The sequence below is a fragment of the Micromonospora sp. NPDC049900 genome, from assembly GCF_044461025.1.
Lineage (GTDB): Bacteria > Actinomycetota > Actinomycetes > Mycobacteriales > Micromonosporaceae > Micromonospora.
Genome location: NZ_JBITKM010000001.1, coordinates 1 through 15,883 on the forward strand (window position 1 = coordinate 1; position 15,883 = coordinate 15,883).

General features: G+C 72.9%; 9 protein-coding genes and 1 rRNA gene. 6 read left to right on the forward strand and 4 right to left on the reverse strand.

Annotated features, from left to right (window positions below; genetic code table 11):
- Window positions 1-94, forward strand: a 5S ribosomal RNA gene (gene rrf / locus ACIBMZ_RS00005); the annotation flags it as partial.
- Between the two features lie 420 nt (window positions 95-514).
- On the opposite strand, the gene ACIBMZ_RS00010 is transcribed toward rrf, so the two are convergent.
- Together ACIBMZ_RS00010 and ACIBMZ_RS00015 are read right to left on the reverse strand one after the other, a co-directional pair.
- Entirely contained in the window at window positions 515-2,329 is a 1,815-nt protein-coding gene (locus ACIBMZ_RS00010) for a VanW family protein (protein ID WP_396689588.1), read from the reverse strand.
- Window positions 2,330-2,427: 98 nt separating this feature from the next.
- Window positions 2,428-3,723, reverse strand: a complete 1,296-nt coding sequence (locus tag ACIBMZ_RS00015; RefSeq protein WP_396689590.1) for a polysaccharide biosynthesis protein — start codon at window positions 3,721-3,723, stop codon at window positions 2,428-2,430.
- Between the two features lie 159 nt (window positions 3,724-3,882).
- Here ACIBMZ_RS00015 and ACIBMZ_RS00020 point away from each other — a divergent pair, with 159 nt between their 5' ends.
- Window positions 3,883-4,638 (forward strand): FkbM family methyltransferase, encoded by a 756-nt coding sequence (locus ACIBMZ_RS00020; RefSeq protein WP_396689592.1) that lies wholly within the window; start codon window positions 3,883-3,885, stop codon window positions 4,636-4,638.
- A gap of 27 nt (window positions 4,639-4,665) precedes the next feature.
- Here the strand turns inward: ACIBMZ_RS00020 and ACIBMZ_RS00025 are convergent, their stop codons facing one another.
- On the reverse strand, window positions 4,666-6,513 hold the full coding sequence (locus ACIBMZ_RS00025; RefSeq protein ID WP_396689594.1) for a hypothetical protein: 1,848 nt from the start codon (window positions 6,511-6,513) through the stop codon (window positions 4,666-4,668).
- 139 nt (window positions 6,514-6,652) lie between these two features.
- Between ACIBMZ_RS00025 and ACIBMZ_RS00030 the strand changes: the two genes are divergently transcribed.
- A complete protein-coding gene (locus ACIBMZ_RS00030) occupies window positions 6,653-8,371 on the forward strand; it encodes a hypothetical protein (protein ID WP_396689596.1) in 1,719 nt (572 codons plus the stop codon).
- Complete coding sequence (locus ACIBMZ_RS00035) at window positions 8,368-8,529, forward strand: hypothetical protein (protein WP_396689598.1); 162 nt, start codon at window positions 8,368-8,370, stop codon at window positions 8,527-8,529. Before ACIBMZ_RS00030 ends, ACIBMZ_RS00035 begins: the two co-directional genes overlap by 4 nt.
- A gap of 60 nt (window positions 8,530-8,589) precedes the next feature.
- Here ACIBMZ_RS00035 and ACIBMZ_RS00040 read toward each other — a convergent pair whose 3' ends face one another.
- Window positions 8,590-9,750, reverse strand: coding sequence for a glycosyltransferase family 4 protein (locus ACIBMZ_RS00040; RefSeq protein ID WP_396689600.1), 1,161 nt, complete (start codon window positions 9,748-9,750; stop codon window positions 8,590-8,592).
- Window positions 9,751-9,996: 246 nt separating this feature from the next.
- Between ACIBMZ_RS00040 and ACIBMZ_RS00045 the strand changes: the two genes are divergently transcribed.
- Together ACIBMZ_RS00045 and ACIBMZ_RS00050 are read left to right on the forward strand one after the other, a co-directional pair.
- Window positions 9,997-11,664, forward strand: coding sequence for a substrate-binding and VWA domain-containing protein (locus tag ACIBMZ_RS00045; RefSeq protein ID WP_396689602.1), 1,668 nt, complete (start codon window positions 9,997-9,999; stop codon window positions 11,662-11,664).
- Complete coding sequence (locus tag ACIBMZ_RS00050) at window positions 11,661-15,878, forward strand: alpha-(1->3)-arabinofuranosyltransferase (protein ID WP_396689604.1); 4,218 nt, start codon at window positions 11,661-11,663, stop codon at window positions 15,876-15,878. The genes ACIBMZ_RS00045 and ACIBMZ_RS00050 overlap by 4 nt, the downstream gene beginning before the upstream one ends.
- Window positions 15,879-15,883 lie beyond the last annotated feature (5 nt).

The window sequence follows — 15,883 nt, forward strand, 5'->3', positions numbered from 1 at the left end:
AACGCCCGGTCACATTCCGAACCCGGAAGCTAAGCCCTCCAGCGCCGATGGTACTGCACCCGGGAGGGTGTGGGAGAGTAGGACACCGCCGGACATCTTCTCGTTTTAGGGCCACCCCCACATGGGGGTGGCCCTAAACGCGTTTGGCCCCCTTTGGTCGGCCCCCCTAGTCGGCCCGGCGTAGCTTTCGCGAGTGCTGGCAACGCCGTGGAGAAGGCAATAGAGAGCGGCTGGCTCACACCCTCGCTGGACGTGGCCTCACTGGGCATAGCGGAGCCGCTGGGCCGCCGACCGATCCAGCCCCAGCGGCCCGGATGGAGTCACGCCCGGGATGGGCATGGCCCGCCACACGCCGCCTGCGCCGCTGACGGCCGGTAGGGGAGTTAGCAGGGGTCCCCTGCTATGCGCGAGACGTTAGCAGGGGACCCTTCCTTACACGCGGGCCCGACGGCATGGGAAAGCCCCGCCGGCGTGGGCCGGCGGGGCCGTGGACGGAGCAGGTGGAGGCCGGACGTCAGGCGCCGGGTTCCTTGGCGCAGATGAAGCGCGGCTCGGCGCTGTACGTCCAGGTGAACTTCTCCCGCTTGACGACCTTGCCGTCCTTCTTGATGACCCGGAAGGCGTCCTGGGTGAAGCCCTGGCTGCCGCTGGCGGGGATACAGGTCGGGCCCGGCTCCAGGTAGACCGTCTTGGACGACGTGATGTTGCGTCGCGGGCTGTACTCGGTCTTGACGCTGTCCCAGATCTTCGTGCTCCAGATCGACACGGTGATCGAGCTGCCCGTGTACGAGGTGTCGATCAGCACGCCGTGATCGGTGTTGTTGCGGAACTTGAAGTCGAGGTTGGGCCAGAAGATGGTCGACTCGATGACCGACGGGTAGCGGCTGAAGTAGTACGAGTGGGGCTTGTGCTCCACGTCTTCGAGGCCGGCGTAGTACGTGGCGTTGAACAGCGTGGTGGTGAACTGCGAGGTGCCGCCGCCGACGCCCGGCACCAGCTTGCCGTCCAGGATCACGGGTGCGTCGCGGTAGCCCTGGGCGTAGCCGCGCTCACCGGTGTGCCCGTTGAGTGAGAACGTCTCGCCGGGCAGCACCACGGTGCCGTCCACCTTCTTGGCGATCGTCACGATGTTCTGGCTGCGCGCCGAGGAGAGGCCGCCGGTGAAGTTGGTGGTGAAGGAGGAGACCTTCTCCTTGATGCCGAGGCCGCCCAGTTTCTCCGCGGTGAGCTTCGGCTTCTTCTCCGTCAGTTTCGCGGTGATCGTCCGGTCGTCGGTGCGGGGCAGGACGGCCATCAGCTCGTCGCCCAGGCCGTCGGTCTCCACCTGCTGGCCGGCGCGGCCCTCGACCACCTTCGGTTTGCCGCCGGAGATGGTCATCGTGGCGTCCCTGGGCGCGACCTCGACCTCGTTCAGCCGGTTCCCCAGGGCGTCGCGCAGCCGCTTCATGTCGATGCTGGGTGTGAGCTTGCCCGTCTTGTCGGCCTTGAAGCGGAGGCCCTTCGCGATGGCTGCTGGCGGGATGTTCACCGAGCCCCGGTCCGTGGTCAGCTTCACCGGTGCGGCGACCGCCGGCTCGGCCAGCTCGCGCACCATGCGGTCGACCTCCTCGGCCGAGGTGGCCGGGTGGTTCTCCACCAGCGGCACCGTCACCGGCTGACCGCTCAACCAGCCTGCCTTGACCACGTCGGCGGAGTGCTCCGGGTCGACGGCGAGGCTCGGCTTGGGATGACGCACCTTCGGCTTCGTGCCGGTGAACGTGATCGCCGGCATGGTCATCTTGCGGCCCTGGTCGCCGACGAGCTTCTCCAGCTCGGCCTCCAGCTTCGGCACGTCGACGGAGACCACCGGTTCGACCTGCCGCGAGCCGACCAGCCGGTCCACCGCGTGCGCGTCGGCGGCGGCCGCAGCGGCCACGGTGGCGTCCACGTCGACGGTGAGCCCGACCTCCGCCGGGTTGATCTCGGCCGTCCGCTCGCCGATCTTCACCTGGATCGGGGCGGCGAGTTCGGCGGCGCGACGGTCCAGTTGGGCCCGCAACTCACGGGCCGCGTCGGTCCGGCTCCGTCCGCCGAGTTCGGTGCCCATCACGCTGGTGCCTCGGGGCACGTCTCCGGCGTACGCCCAGACGGTGACCGCGCCCACCGAGGCGAGCACGGCTGTGGCCACCCCGGAGGCGAGGAGCAGGCGGAACCGGCGCGGCCGGGTCGGGGCGCCCGACTCTGGTGGGCTCGCCGGGGGCTCCGGCCGATCGTTCGGCCAGTTGACCGCGGTCACTTCCACGGTGGGCCGATCGTCGGCGGGGGGCTTCTTCTCGCCGTACAACGTCACAGCTACCTCTTTGGGGAACTACCGCAGGGGGAACGGATCCACCCGGAAGACAACTACGGTAACCAACGGTGTGGCCGGCGGGGAGTCCGAGTGACCCGTCAGTCGTCCGGAGAGCCCGTCGGGCAGGTCGGAGCGGTCGTCGTGGTCACTCTTGGTGACCGGTCGTTCGTCGCCGGGTCAGTGGTGCCGCGACGGAAGACCAGCCAGCCCATCACCAGTGCGGTCCCGGCCGCGGTGGCCAGGGCGCAGGACAACACACCGGTGACGGTGCGTGGCGCGATCAGCGTGGCCGTCGTCGCCAGCGCGGCCGACGCCACCCACAACGGTAGGGCCGGCCACCGGGCGGCGGTCGCCACCCGGTCGTTGACGAGCATGAACACCACCGCGTAGAGGGCGCCGGTGGCGGCGAACAGCGGCGCGGACCCGGCCAGGTGGCGGTAGTCGGTGCCGCCGGCGAGGTGGAACGCCACCTCCCCGCCGATGGCGGAGGCCACGACCAGGACCGCGCCGCAGGCCCCGATCAGCACCAGCGCCACCACGCGGGCCCGGCGGTCGCCCCGGGCCAGTCGGGGCAACACCAGCAGCGTGACCACCTGGGGTGCCCACAGCGCTCCCTTGGTGAGGACCGCGCCGACGGCGTACGCGCCGGAGTCGGCCGCCGGCAGCAGTTGACGGGCGAGGAGCAGATCGGCGTACGAGATGGTGAGCATCGCCAGCGTCGCCACGCACGCGGTCCGCACCTGTCGGCCACCGAGTGCCCGAGACGCGGCGTCGCCTGCGGGAGCCGGTGCGGGCGGCTCGTCGACGGACGGTGCCGCGAGGCGGGCCAGGACCGGGATGGCGAGCAGGCCGGTGAGGGCGGCCAGCAGCAGGCAGGCCACGGGTCCCCGGCCGGCCAGGAGCCCGACGACCAGTCCGCCGTAGCGGCCGGCGGCCAGCACGGTCATCGCGGCGGCGAGCCGCAGGAACCGTTGGTCGCCCTGAAGTTCGCCGAGCCAGCGGCCGCTGAGCACGGTGGTGAACGTGGTCGCCGCGAGCAGCAGGGCCAGGGACACCGGCAGCCGTAGGGCGACGGAGAGTACGGGTGCGGCCGCGAGGGTGACCGCTGCGGTGAACGCGGCGGTGCGCAGCGCCGCTCCGGCCTCGCCACCGCCACTGCGACGGGCCCGGTGGGCCGCGACCGCGATCTGGAGACCGAAGCCGGGGACAGCGGCGATCGCCGCCAACGCGAGGACCGTGGCCAGGGCGCCCAGGTCGGCGGCGCTCAGTCGGCGTGCGCCCAGCACGGGTACGACGTACGCCAGCGCGTTGGTCGCCAGGGTGGCGACGGTGACGGCGGCACCGGCCGCGCCGAACCGTACCGTCGCGGCGTCCTTGCCCGTGGTCCGTGTCATGCCACTCCGCGTCGTGCCGACGGGCCGGCGGACCCGCGCGGGTCCGGCCCCGGGCGGATTCGAGTCGGGAGGTGGCCCGACCGGCAAGACCTTACCGGCCGGTAGCCGTCTTCGGCAGCCCCTGCCCCCGCGGCCGGTAACCGTCTAGTGTGCTGCCCCATGGCGTCGACGAAGCTGTCACCGGCAGCGACCTCCGGTGTGGCGGCGATCCTTCCGCAGCGGTTGCTCGCCGGGGCGATCCGCCGGGTCTACCCCCGGGTGGAACCGGAACTGGCGCGGCTGACCGATTTCGTGCCGGTCGGCGGCACCGCTGTCGACGTGGGTGCCTGGTACGGGCCGTGGACGGCCCGGCTCCTCCGGCGTGCCGACCGGGTGGTGGCGGTGGAGCCGACCACCGCGCTGGCCGGTCAGCTCCGGGTGGCCTTTCCGACCGTCGAGGTGGTGGAGGCCGCCGTCTCCGACCACGAGGGCTCGGCGACGCTGTACCTCCCGGAGGGTGGGGCGATCGTCGGCACCTCGTCGGTGGAGGACGGGACACAGGGCACCCCGGTGACGGTCCGGCGGATCACGCTCGACTCGCTCGGCCTCACCGACGTGCGGTTCGTCAAGCTCGACATCGAGGGCCACGAACTGCCGGCGCTGCGGGGCGCGGCGGAGACCGTCCGGCGGGACCGCCCGGTGCTGCTGATCGAGGTCGAGGAGCGGATCCAGCCGGTGCAGCCGTTGTTGGACCTGCTGACCGGCTGGGGGTACCGGGGACACGTGCTGCCCGACCGGCAGTGGATTCCGCTGGCCGACTTCGACCTCGGCGGGCACCAGCGGAAGTCCATCGCGCGGGTCGGCCAGAGCTTCGCCCGACGGGTCGTCTGGCCGCGTCCGCGCTACGTCAACTCGGTGCTGTTCCGTCCCGAGTGAGGCTCCGCCGGACGAGATGTCGACGGCCTACTCCTCCGGCCGGGGTGCCGGTTCGCCGATCGCGATCTCGTTGGTGCAGAGCGTCAGGTCCGTGCCGGTCACGGTCAGCTCCACGCTGTCCCCACCGCCCACGATCCGGAAGAAGCGCTGGTTCAGCCCCTTCCTGATCGGGAAGACCGCCTCGCCACTGCCCAGTCGCAGGGTCGCCGTGCCGTCGGCCGAGCTGAGATAGCCGACGCGTACCACCCAGGGCCACGCGAAGCGCGGCTCGTTCAGCGGTATCCGGACCGTCTCGCCGCCGGTCACCAGGTGACCGCAGCCCTCCCGGGAACCGGGCTGGATCGTGCTGCCGACGACCGTGGCCACCTTGACCCGGCCCAGTCCGTCGAGTACCGACGGGTGCTCGGCCTCGTCGACGTAGGTGGGGCGGGCGCCGAGTGCGCGGAAGAACCGGGACTGGAGGTTGTACGGCTCCGAGAGGCGCGGTACGACGTTGTCCGGGACCGGGGAGTCGAAGAAGACGGTGTCGGGCGGCGCGCTGGCCAACTCGATCCGCACCGTGTCGATGTACGACCGTCCGGACTTCGCCGCCCACTCGTCGCCGTACCGGGAGGTGGTCCAGGCCGTGCCCAGACAGACCGCCACCAGGACCAGGGCGAGCGTGACGGCCACCGGCTCCCGGTAGCGCTCCGGCAGCGGTCCAGCGGCGGGCGGTGTGGCGGCGGGCGTCCGCGCCAGGCCGACGACGGCGACACCGAGGCAGATCGCGGCGACCACCACCACGTCGCTGACGTACCGCGGCACCCCGCCCGCCACGCCGCTGAACGCCGACCCGAGCCGGGTGGCGGCCAGCATCGCCGCCACCATGACCAGGTACGCGACGAGCAGCAGCCAGGCCCGTCCGGCGCGTGGGCGCAGGCGGACCGTCGCCACGACCACGGCGACGACGATCACCCAGCTCACCCAGGTGCCGACCCTCGGCGGGGCGGTGACCGGGGCGCCGTCACCGGCCCCGAGCCACTGCCACGGCCCGCCCACCAGACCCGGCACCACGGTCGAGTTGAGCATCTGGGCCAGGAACGAGAAGACCTCGTCGGGAGAGTCCGGCCGGCGCAGGGAGGACTCCGACCGGCTCAGGTACGCGGCCATGAAGACCAGCGAGAGCGCCGTCAGCAGCAACCATGACGGCCACCAGCGACGGATCGTGGTCCAGACGGTGCGCAGCGGGCCGCCGTCGGCGTAGAGGGCGGCGGTCAGCAGGAAGACCAGCGCCACGACCAGGATCGCCTTCTCGAAGAAGAAGAGCCCGAACAGGACGGCGAGCGCCAGGGCCACCAGGTGCCGGGGCCGTCGGGTCCGTACGTAGTCGACCTGCGCGCGGATCGCGAGCACCATGGCGATCTGCATCGGCAGCATGTTGACGCCGACCGCCCACCAGGTCGTCGCCTCCAGGGTCAACGGGCTGAACAGCAGCAGACCGAGCGGGAGGAGGATCAGCCACGACGGCTGGAGCAGGCGGCGCAGCAACTGGAGGAAGACGACACCGAGGATCGCCTGGCCGATCGCCATGAGCAGCACGTACGGCCAGTAGTCCAGGCCGACGTACTCGGTCACCAGCCAGATGATCAGCCGCCCGCCGGGCATCAGGTGGTTGTTGTAGAGCGCGAACAGGTGCGCCACGGTCAGGTCGGACTCGGCGGCCTGGGTGATGAGCACGTAGTCGTCGGCCGCCAGGAAACCGCGGAACGCCACGTGGGCCCGCCAGAAGACGCTGAGCGCGATCATGGCCAGCGCGGTCACCCGGATCGGATCGCCGTTCCACCAGCCGGCGCTCCGGTCGGGTGCCGCCGTCACGTCCGCCCCCGTCGATGTCATGGCGGGAAGATTGCCACACCCGTCAGCCCGCCCCCATCCGGCCAACGGACGGTTCGACGGCCGCCGCCGCACCGGTGCCGCGTACAGTGACCGCCACCAGCGCGGCCGATGCCGCGCCCGGCTGTGATGGGGTCGACGGATGCGGGAACGGCTGGTGCCGCACGCGGTGGCGGCCTCCGTGGTGGCGGTGGTGCTCGCCCCGCTCGCCCTGCCCGGCTACGTGTTGCGGTACGACATGGTGTTCGTGCCTCGGCAGACGCTGAGCTGGGACCTGATCGCTCCGGCCACCGCGCTGCCCCGGGCCGTCCCCCAGGACGCGGTGGTGGCGCTGGCCAACCTCCTGGTTCCGGGGTGGCTGCTGCAACGGCTGGTGCTGGTGGCGATCCTCTATCTGGCCGCGCTGGGTGCCGCACGGCTCGTCCCGACCGAGCGGGTGGCCGTACGGGTGGTGGCCGCACTCGGGTACGCCTGGACCCCGTTCCTGGCCGAGCGGTTGCTGATCGGACAGTGGGGGCTGCTGGTCGCGTACGCGGTGCTGCCGTGGTTGTTGCGGGCGGCGATCGAGGTGCGGGCGGGTGAGCGGTACGCCCTGCATCGGCTGCTGCTCTGCGTGGCGGCCTCGGCCATCACACCGACCGGCGGGCTGCTCGCACTGGTCGTGGCAGCGGTGTTGCTGGTGGGGCGGTATCCGGGGGCGCTGCGGGCGGCGTCGACCGGGCTGGGCGCGGCGATGCTGCTGAACGCGCCGTGGCTGGTGGCGGGCGTGGCCGGTGCGGGTGATGCGCGCTCCGATCCGGCCGGGGTCGCCGCCTTCGCCGCGCGGGGCGAGAACTGGGCCGGTCCGTGGGCGGCGCTGGCCGGCACCGGCGGTGTCTGGAGCGCCGATGCGACTCCGGCCTCCCGGGCGAGTTGGCTGGTGCCGCTGGCGACGGTGCTGGTGCTGGCGGTCGCCGGGTACGGCGTACCCCTGCTGTCGCGTCGGTGGCCCACCTCGATCGTCGCGCGTCTCGGGGTGCTGGCCGTGGGGTCGTGGGTGGTCGCGGCGCTCGGCGTGCTGCCCGGAGGGGCGGCGCTGCTGCGTTGGGCGGTGGCCGAGGTGCCCGGCGCCGGCCTGGTCCGGGACGGGCAGAAGCTGTTGGTGCCGTACGTCCTGGCGCTGGCGGTCGCGGTGGCGTTGGGGGCGGAGCGGGCCGCCGGGCATCTGGCCGCCCGGTTCGACGCCGCCACCGGACGGGTGTTCCTGGTCGGTGCGGCGTTGCTGCCGGTGGCGGTCCTGCCCGACCTGGCGTTCGGTGCCGCCGGTCGGCTCCGCCCGGTGAGTTGGCCGGCCGACTGGACGACGGTGAGTCGGCTGGTCGCCGAGCGTCCGGGCGAGGTCGTCTCGTTGCCGTTCCAGCAGTACCAGAGCTATGCCTGGAACGACGGGCGGGTGGTGATCGACCCGGCGCCTCGGTACCTCGGCGTACCGGTGCTGATCGACGACACGCTGCGGGTGGGTGCCACCCCGGTCGTCGGTGAGGATTCCCGGGCCGCCCGGCTGCGCGACGTTCTGGCGGCCGGGCGGCCGGTGGCGTCGACCAATCCCCGTTGGGTGCTGGTGCAGCGGGCGGCCGGACCGCCCCCGGACCCGGCCACGCTGGACGGCCTGCGCCCGAGATACGCCGGGAGCGAGTTGACCCTGTACGAGAATCCGATGTGGATCTCGGGCTCTGAGCCGGCCGGGCCGGGGCCGGTCGGTCTGGCCCACCTGCTGGCCGCGACGGCGCTGCTGGTCGTCGGTCTTTCGGGCACTGCGCAATGGTGCTACCGCGTGGTAACGTCCCGGCACGCGAGTCCCGCGGAAGGAGAAGGTGGATGAAGAACCTGCCTGCGTTCGTCGCCGTCGGGGTACTCGGAATCGTGCTCGGCATGCTCGGCAGCGTCGGTCTGACGAACGTGCTCAGTCCGTCCGCCAAGGAAGCCGCGAACTCCACGGTGAGCGAGCAGACCGAGGCTCCCCTCTACGGCACGCGCTGACCTGAGAACGTCCGACGGGGTGTCCGCGACCCGGGCACCCCGTCACCGTGCGCGGGACCGTCAACCGGTGGCAGCGGTCGCCCGCTCCACCAGTCGCGCGAACCGTGCCCCGGTCGCGGCCCACGTGAAACGGGCGGCGTGCGCCAGTGCGGCCTCGCCCATCGCCTTGCGTCGGACGTCGTCGCCGAGAAGCTCGCGGACCACGGCGGTGAACTCCCCTTCGTCGTCGACCAGCAGGCCGGTCCGGGTGTCCACCATCGCCTCGGCGACGCCACCGGCGTAGCGGAACGCCACCGTCGGGGTGCTGCGCGCGGCGGCCTCCACGATGGTCAGCCCCCACCCCTCCTTGAGCGACGGGGTGAGGGTGAGCCAGGCCGAGCAGAGCAGCGCGTGCTTCTCCTCCTCGGTGACGAATCCGGCGAACCGCACCTGGCCGGTGATGCCGAGCGAACTGCACAGTTCCCGCAACGGCTCCTCCCACCAGCCCTGCCCGGCCACCACCAGTTCGAGTTCGGGCAGCTCCCGGGCGAGTTCGGCGACGGTGCGCAGCGCGATCTCCACCCGCTTGTGCGGGACCAGGCGGCCGAGCACCAGGAGCGAGGGGTGCGGCGTCCGCGGCCACGCGGGGCCGATCACCGGCGGAGTGCCGTTGGGTACCACCTCGATCCGCTCCGCCGCCACACCCAGCGCGGTCAGTTCGGTCCGGCTGGCCTCCGAGACGGTGACGTACCGGCAGCCCCGATAGAGCCGTACCGCCAACCAGGACTCGATCCACCAGCCGAGCCGGGCCATCCTCGGGCCGAACACCACCGGCCACTGCTCCCGGTGCACGTGGTGCACCAGCGCGATGACCGGCCGTCCGGCGTACAGCGGGGCGAAGAAGGGCACCCCGTTGCACACGTCGACGACCAGATCCGGCCGGCCCAGCCGACGACGGCTCAGCGGTCCCCGCCCGAACCGGCCGGCGACGCAGGTCAGCGCCGCGCGGAGGTAGACGGTCATCCGGGTGCCCCGGCGCAGCACGCGGACCCCCGACTCGGTGGTGCCGGCTGCGGCGGCGGCACCGTGCGCGGCGCAGAACAGGGTCACCCGGTGCCCCACGGCGACCAGTTCGGCGGCGATGCGCTCGATGTAGACCTCCGACCCGCCGCCTTCCGGGTTGGTGGTGTCGCGCCAGTTGAGGAACAGGACGTGGCGGGAGGGGGTGCCGTTGGTGTCCACGCTGCTCCTACTGATGAGTAACTGAGCACGATCGCGCCACCCTAGGACCGCCCGGCCCGAGTGCGCAATGGGTAGTTCCGGCCGTGACGGTCCATGACCGTCCATCGATCGGGGGTTTGCCGACGGACCGAAACCTTGGCAGGGTGTGCAGCGCAACCGCCCGCGATCGCCGAGTCCTTCGCTCGTGGTGGCGTTGTGACCTGCGTCGAAGGGTGGGCGCAGGGCTGACGAGGAGGTGAGGCCGCGGTGGTGGCCGACCGTCCCGCGCCGACGCGGGCCCCGTTCCGCCGCTCGCCGGTGGTGCTGCTCAGCGCCGCACTGGCGGTGGTGCTGACCGGTTGGGCGGTGGTGGCCTACGTGCGTGCCGACCGGGGCACACCGACCTGCGTCGAACAGGTCCGGCTGCGCGTGGTGGCCGCGCCGCTGATCGCTCCCGCGCTCGACCGGGTCGCGCGGGTGCGAGCGGGCAGCCAGCCGTGCGTCTCCGTCGAGGTGCGCACCTCGGAGTCGGCCGTCGTCGCCCGCGACCTCGCCGACGGCGCGGAGGTGGCCGAGGTCTGGGTGCCCGAGTCGACCTTCTGGCTGCGCCGGGCACGGGCGGCGGGCGCGTTCGAGGTCGCCGGGCAGGGCACCTCCATCGCGAGTACCCCGGTGGTGCTCGCGGTCCACGACCGGCTCGCCCGCCGCGCGGGTTGGCCGGACAAGCGGCCGACCTGGGCGGCGTTGGTCGGATCCACCGCACGGGAGGTCCAGGTGGGGGTGCCGGACCCGGCGGTCGACCCGGCCGGGTCCGCCGCCCTGCTCGGCGTACGGGAGCTGGCCGACGAGAACGGCGACTCGGCCGCGACCACGACGGCCACCCTGCGTGCCCTCGCGAAGCGTACGTTCATCCCGGAGTCGCCGGACGGCTCGCTCGCCCCGGGCCGACGGCTGCCCGGTGGAGTCGACGCGGTGGTGGTCAGCGAGCGGGCCCTACGCGAGCACAACGCGTTGGCCGCGACCGACAAGCTGGTCGGGGCGTACCCGGAGGTCGCCGTTCCCTGGCTCGACCTGCCGTACGTGGTGCTGCCCGCCACCCGGGGACGGGCACGGGACGCCGCCGCGGGCTTCCTCACCGGACTGCTCACCCCGGCGGCACAGCAGGTGTTCACCGGTTACGGGTTCCGCACCGCGGCAGGTTTCCCGCCGACGGTGCCGGACGACGGGCGACTGCTGGGGGAGGAGCGGCGACCGGTCCCACTGCCCGCCGAGGAACTGGTCACCGAGGTGCTGACCGGCTGGAGCGGCGTGCAGCGCAGTGGCCGGATCCTCACCCTGCTGGACGTCTCCGGCTCGATGGCCGCGCAGGTGCCCGGTGAGGGCAGCCGGCTGGAGGCGACCGTCCGGGCTGCCGAGGAGGGGGCCGGGCTGCTGCTCGACAACAGCGAGCTGGGCATCTGGACCTTCTCCACGAAGCTCGACGGCGACCGGGACTACCGGGAGATCCTGCCGGTCGGCCCGCTGGGTCCGCAGCGGCGGCTGCTCGCGGAGCGGTTGGCCGCCGTCCGGGTCGAGCCGCAGGGCGGCACCGGACTGTACGACAGCACACTGGCCGCGTACCGGGACGCCCGCCGCAACTGGACGCCCGGTCGGATCAACCTGGTGCTGGTGATGACCGACGGTCGTAACGAGGACGGCGACAGCATCAGCAGGGCGGAACTCCGCACCGAGTTGAAGCGGTTGCAGGAACCGCGTCAGCCGCTACCGATCATCTTCATCGGACTCGGCGAGGACGTCGACCCCGCGGAGCTGACGGCGATCGCGGAGGTCACCGGCGGACGGGTGTTCGTGACCAGGCAGCCCGGCGGGATCCGCCGCATCTTCTTCTCCGCCCTGGCCGACCTGGGCTGCCAGCCACCGGAGTGCCGCAGGTGAGCCGGACGCTGTCGGTGCTGCGCCGCTCGCCCGGCACCGCGCTGTCGGTGCTGCTGCTCACCGTGATCGCCTTCGTGCAGCGGCCCGGTCAGGTCACCTTCGACACCAAGCTCGACCTCGCCGCCGATCCGATCCACTTCATGGCCCGCGCGCTGCACCTGTGGAATCCGGAGGCAACCTCGGGGGAACTACAGAACCAGGCGTACGGCTACCTCTTCCCGATGGGGCCGTTCTTCGCCGTCGGGCAACTGCTGTCGGTGCCACCGTGGATCACCCAACGGCTGTGGACGGCGCTGCTGCTCGTCGCCGCGTTCTACGGACTGCTGCGACTGGCCCGCGCGTTGCAGATCGGCAGCGAACCGACCCGGTACGCGGCGGCACTCGGCTACGCGCTCGCCCCGCGCATCCTGACCGAGGTCGGGGCGCTCTCCTCGGAGACGCTCGCCGCCTCGATGCTGCCCTGGGTGCTGCTGCCGCTGGTCACCGTGCGCCGGATCGGCTCGCCACGACGGGCCGCCGCGCTCTCCGCGTTGGCGGTGCTCGGGATGGGCGGGATCAACGCGGCGGTGGTGCTGCTGGCGCTGCTGCTGCCCGGGATGTGGCTGCTCACCCGCCGCTTCGACGCCGCACACCGACGCCTGGTCGGCTGGTGGTGCGTCGGCGTGCTCGGGGTCTGCCTGTGGTGGATCGTGCCGCTGCTGCTGCTCGGCCAGTACAGCCTCCCCTTCCTCGACCACATCGAGTCGTCCACCACGACCACGGCGGTCGCCTCGCTGTTCCAGGCGGTGCGCGGCACCAACCAGTGGGTGGCGTACATCGTGCAGGGCGAGCCCTGGTGGCCCGCCGGATGGTTGCTGATCGACCATCCCGTGCTGATGACGCTCACCGCGGTGATGGCGCTGATCGGCCTGGCCGGGTTGGCCGGCAACCTGCTGCCCGAGCGGCGGTTCCTGGTGGCCGGCTTCCTGGCCGGGCTGACCCTGCTCACCGTCGGCTACGTCGGCGCGCTCGACAGCCCGATCTCCGAGCAGGTGCGCGGCCTGCTGGACGGTCCGCTGGCACCGTTCCGGAACGTCCACAAACTCGACCCGGTGTTGCGGCTGCCGCTGATGCTCGGATTCGCGCACGGGGTCGCCGCGGTGGCCACCCGACTGCACCACGCGCTGGCCCGGCGTCGGCCCGGGCTCCGGCTCCGGCCGCTGGTCTTCGTCCCGGTGCTGCTGCTCGTGCTCGGGGCCGCCGCGCCCGCCTGGCTGGGCCTGCTGCGGCCCGGTCCCGGCTGGTCCGACCTGCCACCGCACTGGCGTACGGCGGCGACCTGGCTCGCCGACCGCGACGCGACGGCCCGGACGCTGGTGGTGCCGGGCACCAGCTTCGGGCAGTACCAGTGGGGACGTACGGTCGATGAGCCGTTGCAGGCGTTGGCCGGGGCGCCGTGGGCGGTACGCCACCAGGTCCCACTCGGTTCGGCGGGCAACACCCGGATGATGGACACCGTCGAGGAGGCCCTGGCCAGCGGTCGAGGCTCGGCCGGGCTGGCCGATCTGCTCGCCCGCTCCGGTTTCCGGCACCTGCTGCTGCGCAACGACATCGACCGCCCCCAGGTCGACGCGCCACCGGTGGCGGTGCTGCGCCGGGCCCTGACCGAGTCGCCGGGCATCGTCCGGGTCGCCGCCTTCGGCACCGCCGACGTCCTGGCCCGCACCTGGAGCAGCCCGGTCGACGACCCGACCGGCATCCTGCCGGCGATCGAGGTGTACGAGGTGCAGCGGCCGGTCCCGGCCGCCTCGGCGGTGCTCACCGCCGACGTGCCCACGGTCAGCGGAGGCCCCGAATCGCTGCTGCCCCTGCTGGAACAGCGGGTGGTGGAACGGGACCGGCCGGTGGTGCTCGCCGGTGACCGGGAGCGGTATCCCGACGCCGTCGGTGACTCCTGGATCGTCACGGACGGGTTGCGGCGTCGCGAGCGGGACATCGGCCGGGTCCGGGACAACCTCTCCCAGACGTTGGCCGCCGACGAGGAGGGGCGGCTCGGGCGGGTCGCCCTCGACCTGCTGCCCTTCACCGCCGAGCGACACCAGACGACCGCCATCTACCAGGGCGTACGTGAGGTCAGTGCCTCCTCGGCGGTGAGTTTCGCGGACTCCTTCGGCCCTGCCGACCCCTCGCGCCTGCCGTTCGCGGCCCTGGACGGTGACCCCGGCACCGCCTGGCACTCGGCACCGCTGGGCGGCCCGGTCGGCCAGTGGCTCCAGGTGGACCTGGACACGCCGCGTCCGGTGGACGGAGTGCGCCTGGCGTTCGTCAGCGACCTCGCGGTGGGCTGGCCGGTGACGCGGTTCCGGCTCACCACCGACCGGGGCTCGGTGGACCACGAGGTGGCCCGCACCCTGGGCGCCCACTCGTACTACACGCTGCCCGGTTCGACCAGCCGGGTCCGGGTGACGGTGTTGCAGGTGGCCGACGGTCGACTCGACGGTGGGGTGGGCATCCGGGAGATGACCATCCCGGACACCGAGCCGCGACGTGGTCTGCGTGCGCCGACCGACCTGCCGGACACGACGTCGACGCCGGTCGGGTGGGCGTTCAGCCGGGGTACGACCCATCGGCCCGCGTGCCATCCGAGCCCGGCCGGTGGCGCGGATCCGGTGGCGGGCGACACCGTGATCCGCTGTGACCGGTTCCTGGCCCGAGCCGGTGAGGAGCCGTCGGGCCTGGACCGGGTGTTCCGGAACCCGACGGCGGGCACGTACCGGATCCAGTTGCGGGCCGTCGCCCGGCCGGGCGGTGCGTGGACGATGCCGGACAGTCCGCTGACCGCCACCTCCTCGTCGCAACTCGGCGGCGACCCGGCGGTGGCGGCGTACGCGGCGGTCGACGGTGACCCGGGCACGGCCTGGCTCGCCGGGACCGACGACCTGCGCCCCACCCTGCGGTTGGGTTGGGCGGGGCAGCGCCGGATCGACGAGGTGCGGCTGCGCCCCGCCGACCTGCCGGTGGGCTCGCTGCCGCGACGCGTCGAGATCCGCACCCCGGAGCGGGAGATCACGGTGCCGGTCGATGCCGACGGGGTGGTCCGCTTCCCGGCGGTCCGCACCGACCGGATCGAGATCGTGGTGCTGGAGACCGAACTCCGGGTCGCGGACGAGCGCGTCAACGGCTGGCCCGCCACCGCCGGTATCGGGGAGGTGGAGATCCCGGCACTGGCGGACCTGCGTACGCCGGTCGCTGCGGACGCCCGGGTGGTCGAGGACTGCGGCGACGGGCCGACCGTCGAGATGGACGGCTTCCGCTACCGCACCTCGGTGACCGCCAGCCTGGCCGACGTACGGGCCGGGCGGCCGGTGCCGGTGCGGATCTGCGGCGAGGACGGTGCGGTGCTGGACCTGCCCGCAGGCGGCCACCGGCTGGTGACCTCGCCGTCGGCCGGATTCGTCGTGCAGGACGCGACGCTGCGGCCGGACGGCGACGTGACCGCCCCGCCCCGGCACCGGGAGGTCGAGGTGCTCGACTGGGCACCGACCGACCGCACGGTCCGGGTCGCGGCGGGCGAGCAGGCGCTGCTGGTGGTGCCGGAGAACGCGAACTCCGGCTGGACGGCCACGCTGGACGGTGAGCGGCTGACCGCCACCCGCGTCGACGGCTGGCAACAGGCCTGGGTGGTGCCGGCCGGCGTCGGCGGCGAGGTCCGGCTCGTCTTCGCGCCCGACCAGCCGTACCGCGCCGGTCTGGGCGCGGGGGCGCTGACGGCGGCCGGGGTGCTGGTCCTTGCCGGGTGGCCGGTACGCCGTCGGCTCGACCTGCCGGACGGCGTACCCACCGAGGCGTCCGGCTGGGCGATCGGCGTGCTGCTGCTGGCGCTGCTCGTCGTGCTGGGCGGGGTGCTTCCGGTGGCCATCGTGCTGGCCGCGATGGTGCTCCGCCAACTGGTCCCGCGTGCCCTACCGCTGGTGGTACTCGGTGGGTTGACCGTGGCCACGGCGGTCGCGGTGACCGGCCGGTTGCAGGGCCACGGGCAGGACTGGGCCTACGGCACGTGGGTGCAGGGGGCGATGCTGGTCGCGATCGGCGCGGTGGTCGCCGCAGTGGTGCCGGTCCCCGGTGTCCGGACCGCACCACCCGCACCGGACGATGCGACGCCGGACACGCCGGCGGTGCCGTCCGACGTGACCGACGTCGGCGGCGAGGGCGAGAACGGGACGGTGGCACGGTGACTGCG

Coding starts and splice junctions, on each gene's coding strand:
- ACIBMZ_RS00025 (WP_396689594.1), bottom strand. CDS start 6,513: ATGACATCGACGGGGGCGGACGTGACGGCGGCACCCGACCGGAGCGCC.
- ACIBMZ_RS00030 (WP_396689596.1), top strand. CDS start 6,653: ATGCGGGAACGGCTGGTGCCGCACGCGGTGGCGGCCTCCGTGGTGGCG.
- ACIBMZ_RS00035 (WP_396689598.1), top strand. CDS start 8,368: ATGAAGAACCTGCCTGCGTTCGTCGCCGTCGGGGTACTCGGAATCGTG.
- ACIBMZ_RS00020 (WP_396689592.1), top strand. CDS start 3,883: ATGGCGTCGACGAAGCTGTCACCGGCAGCGACCTCCGGTGTGGCGGCG.
- ACIBMZ_RS00015 (WP_396689590.1), bottom strand. CDS start 3,723: ATGACACGGACCACGGGCAAGGACGCCGCGACGGTACGGTTCGGCGCG.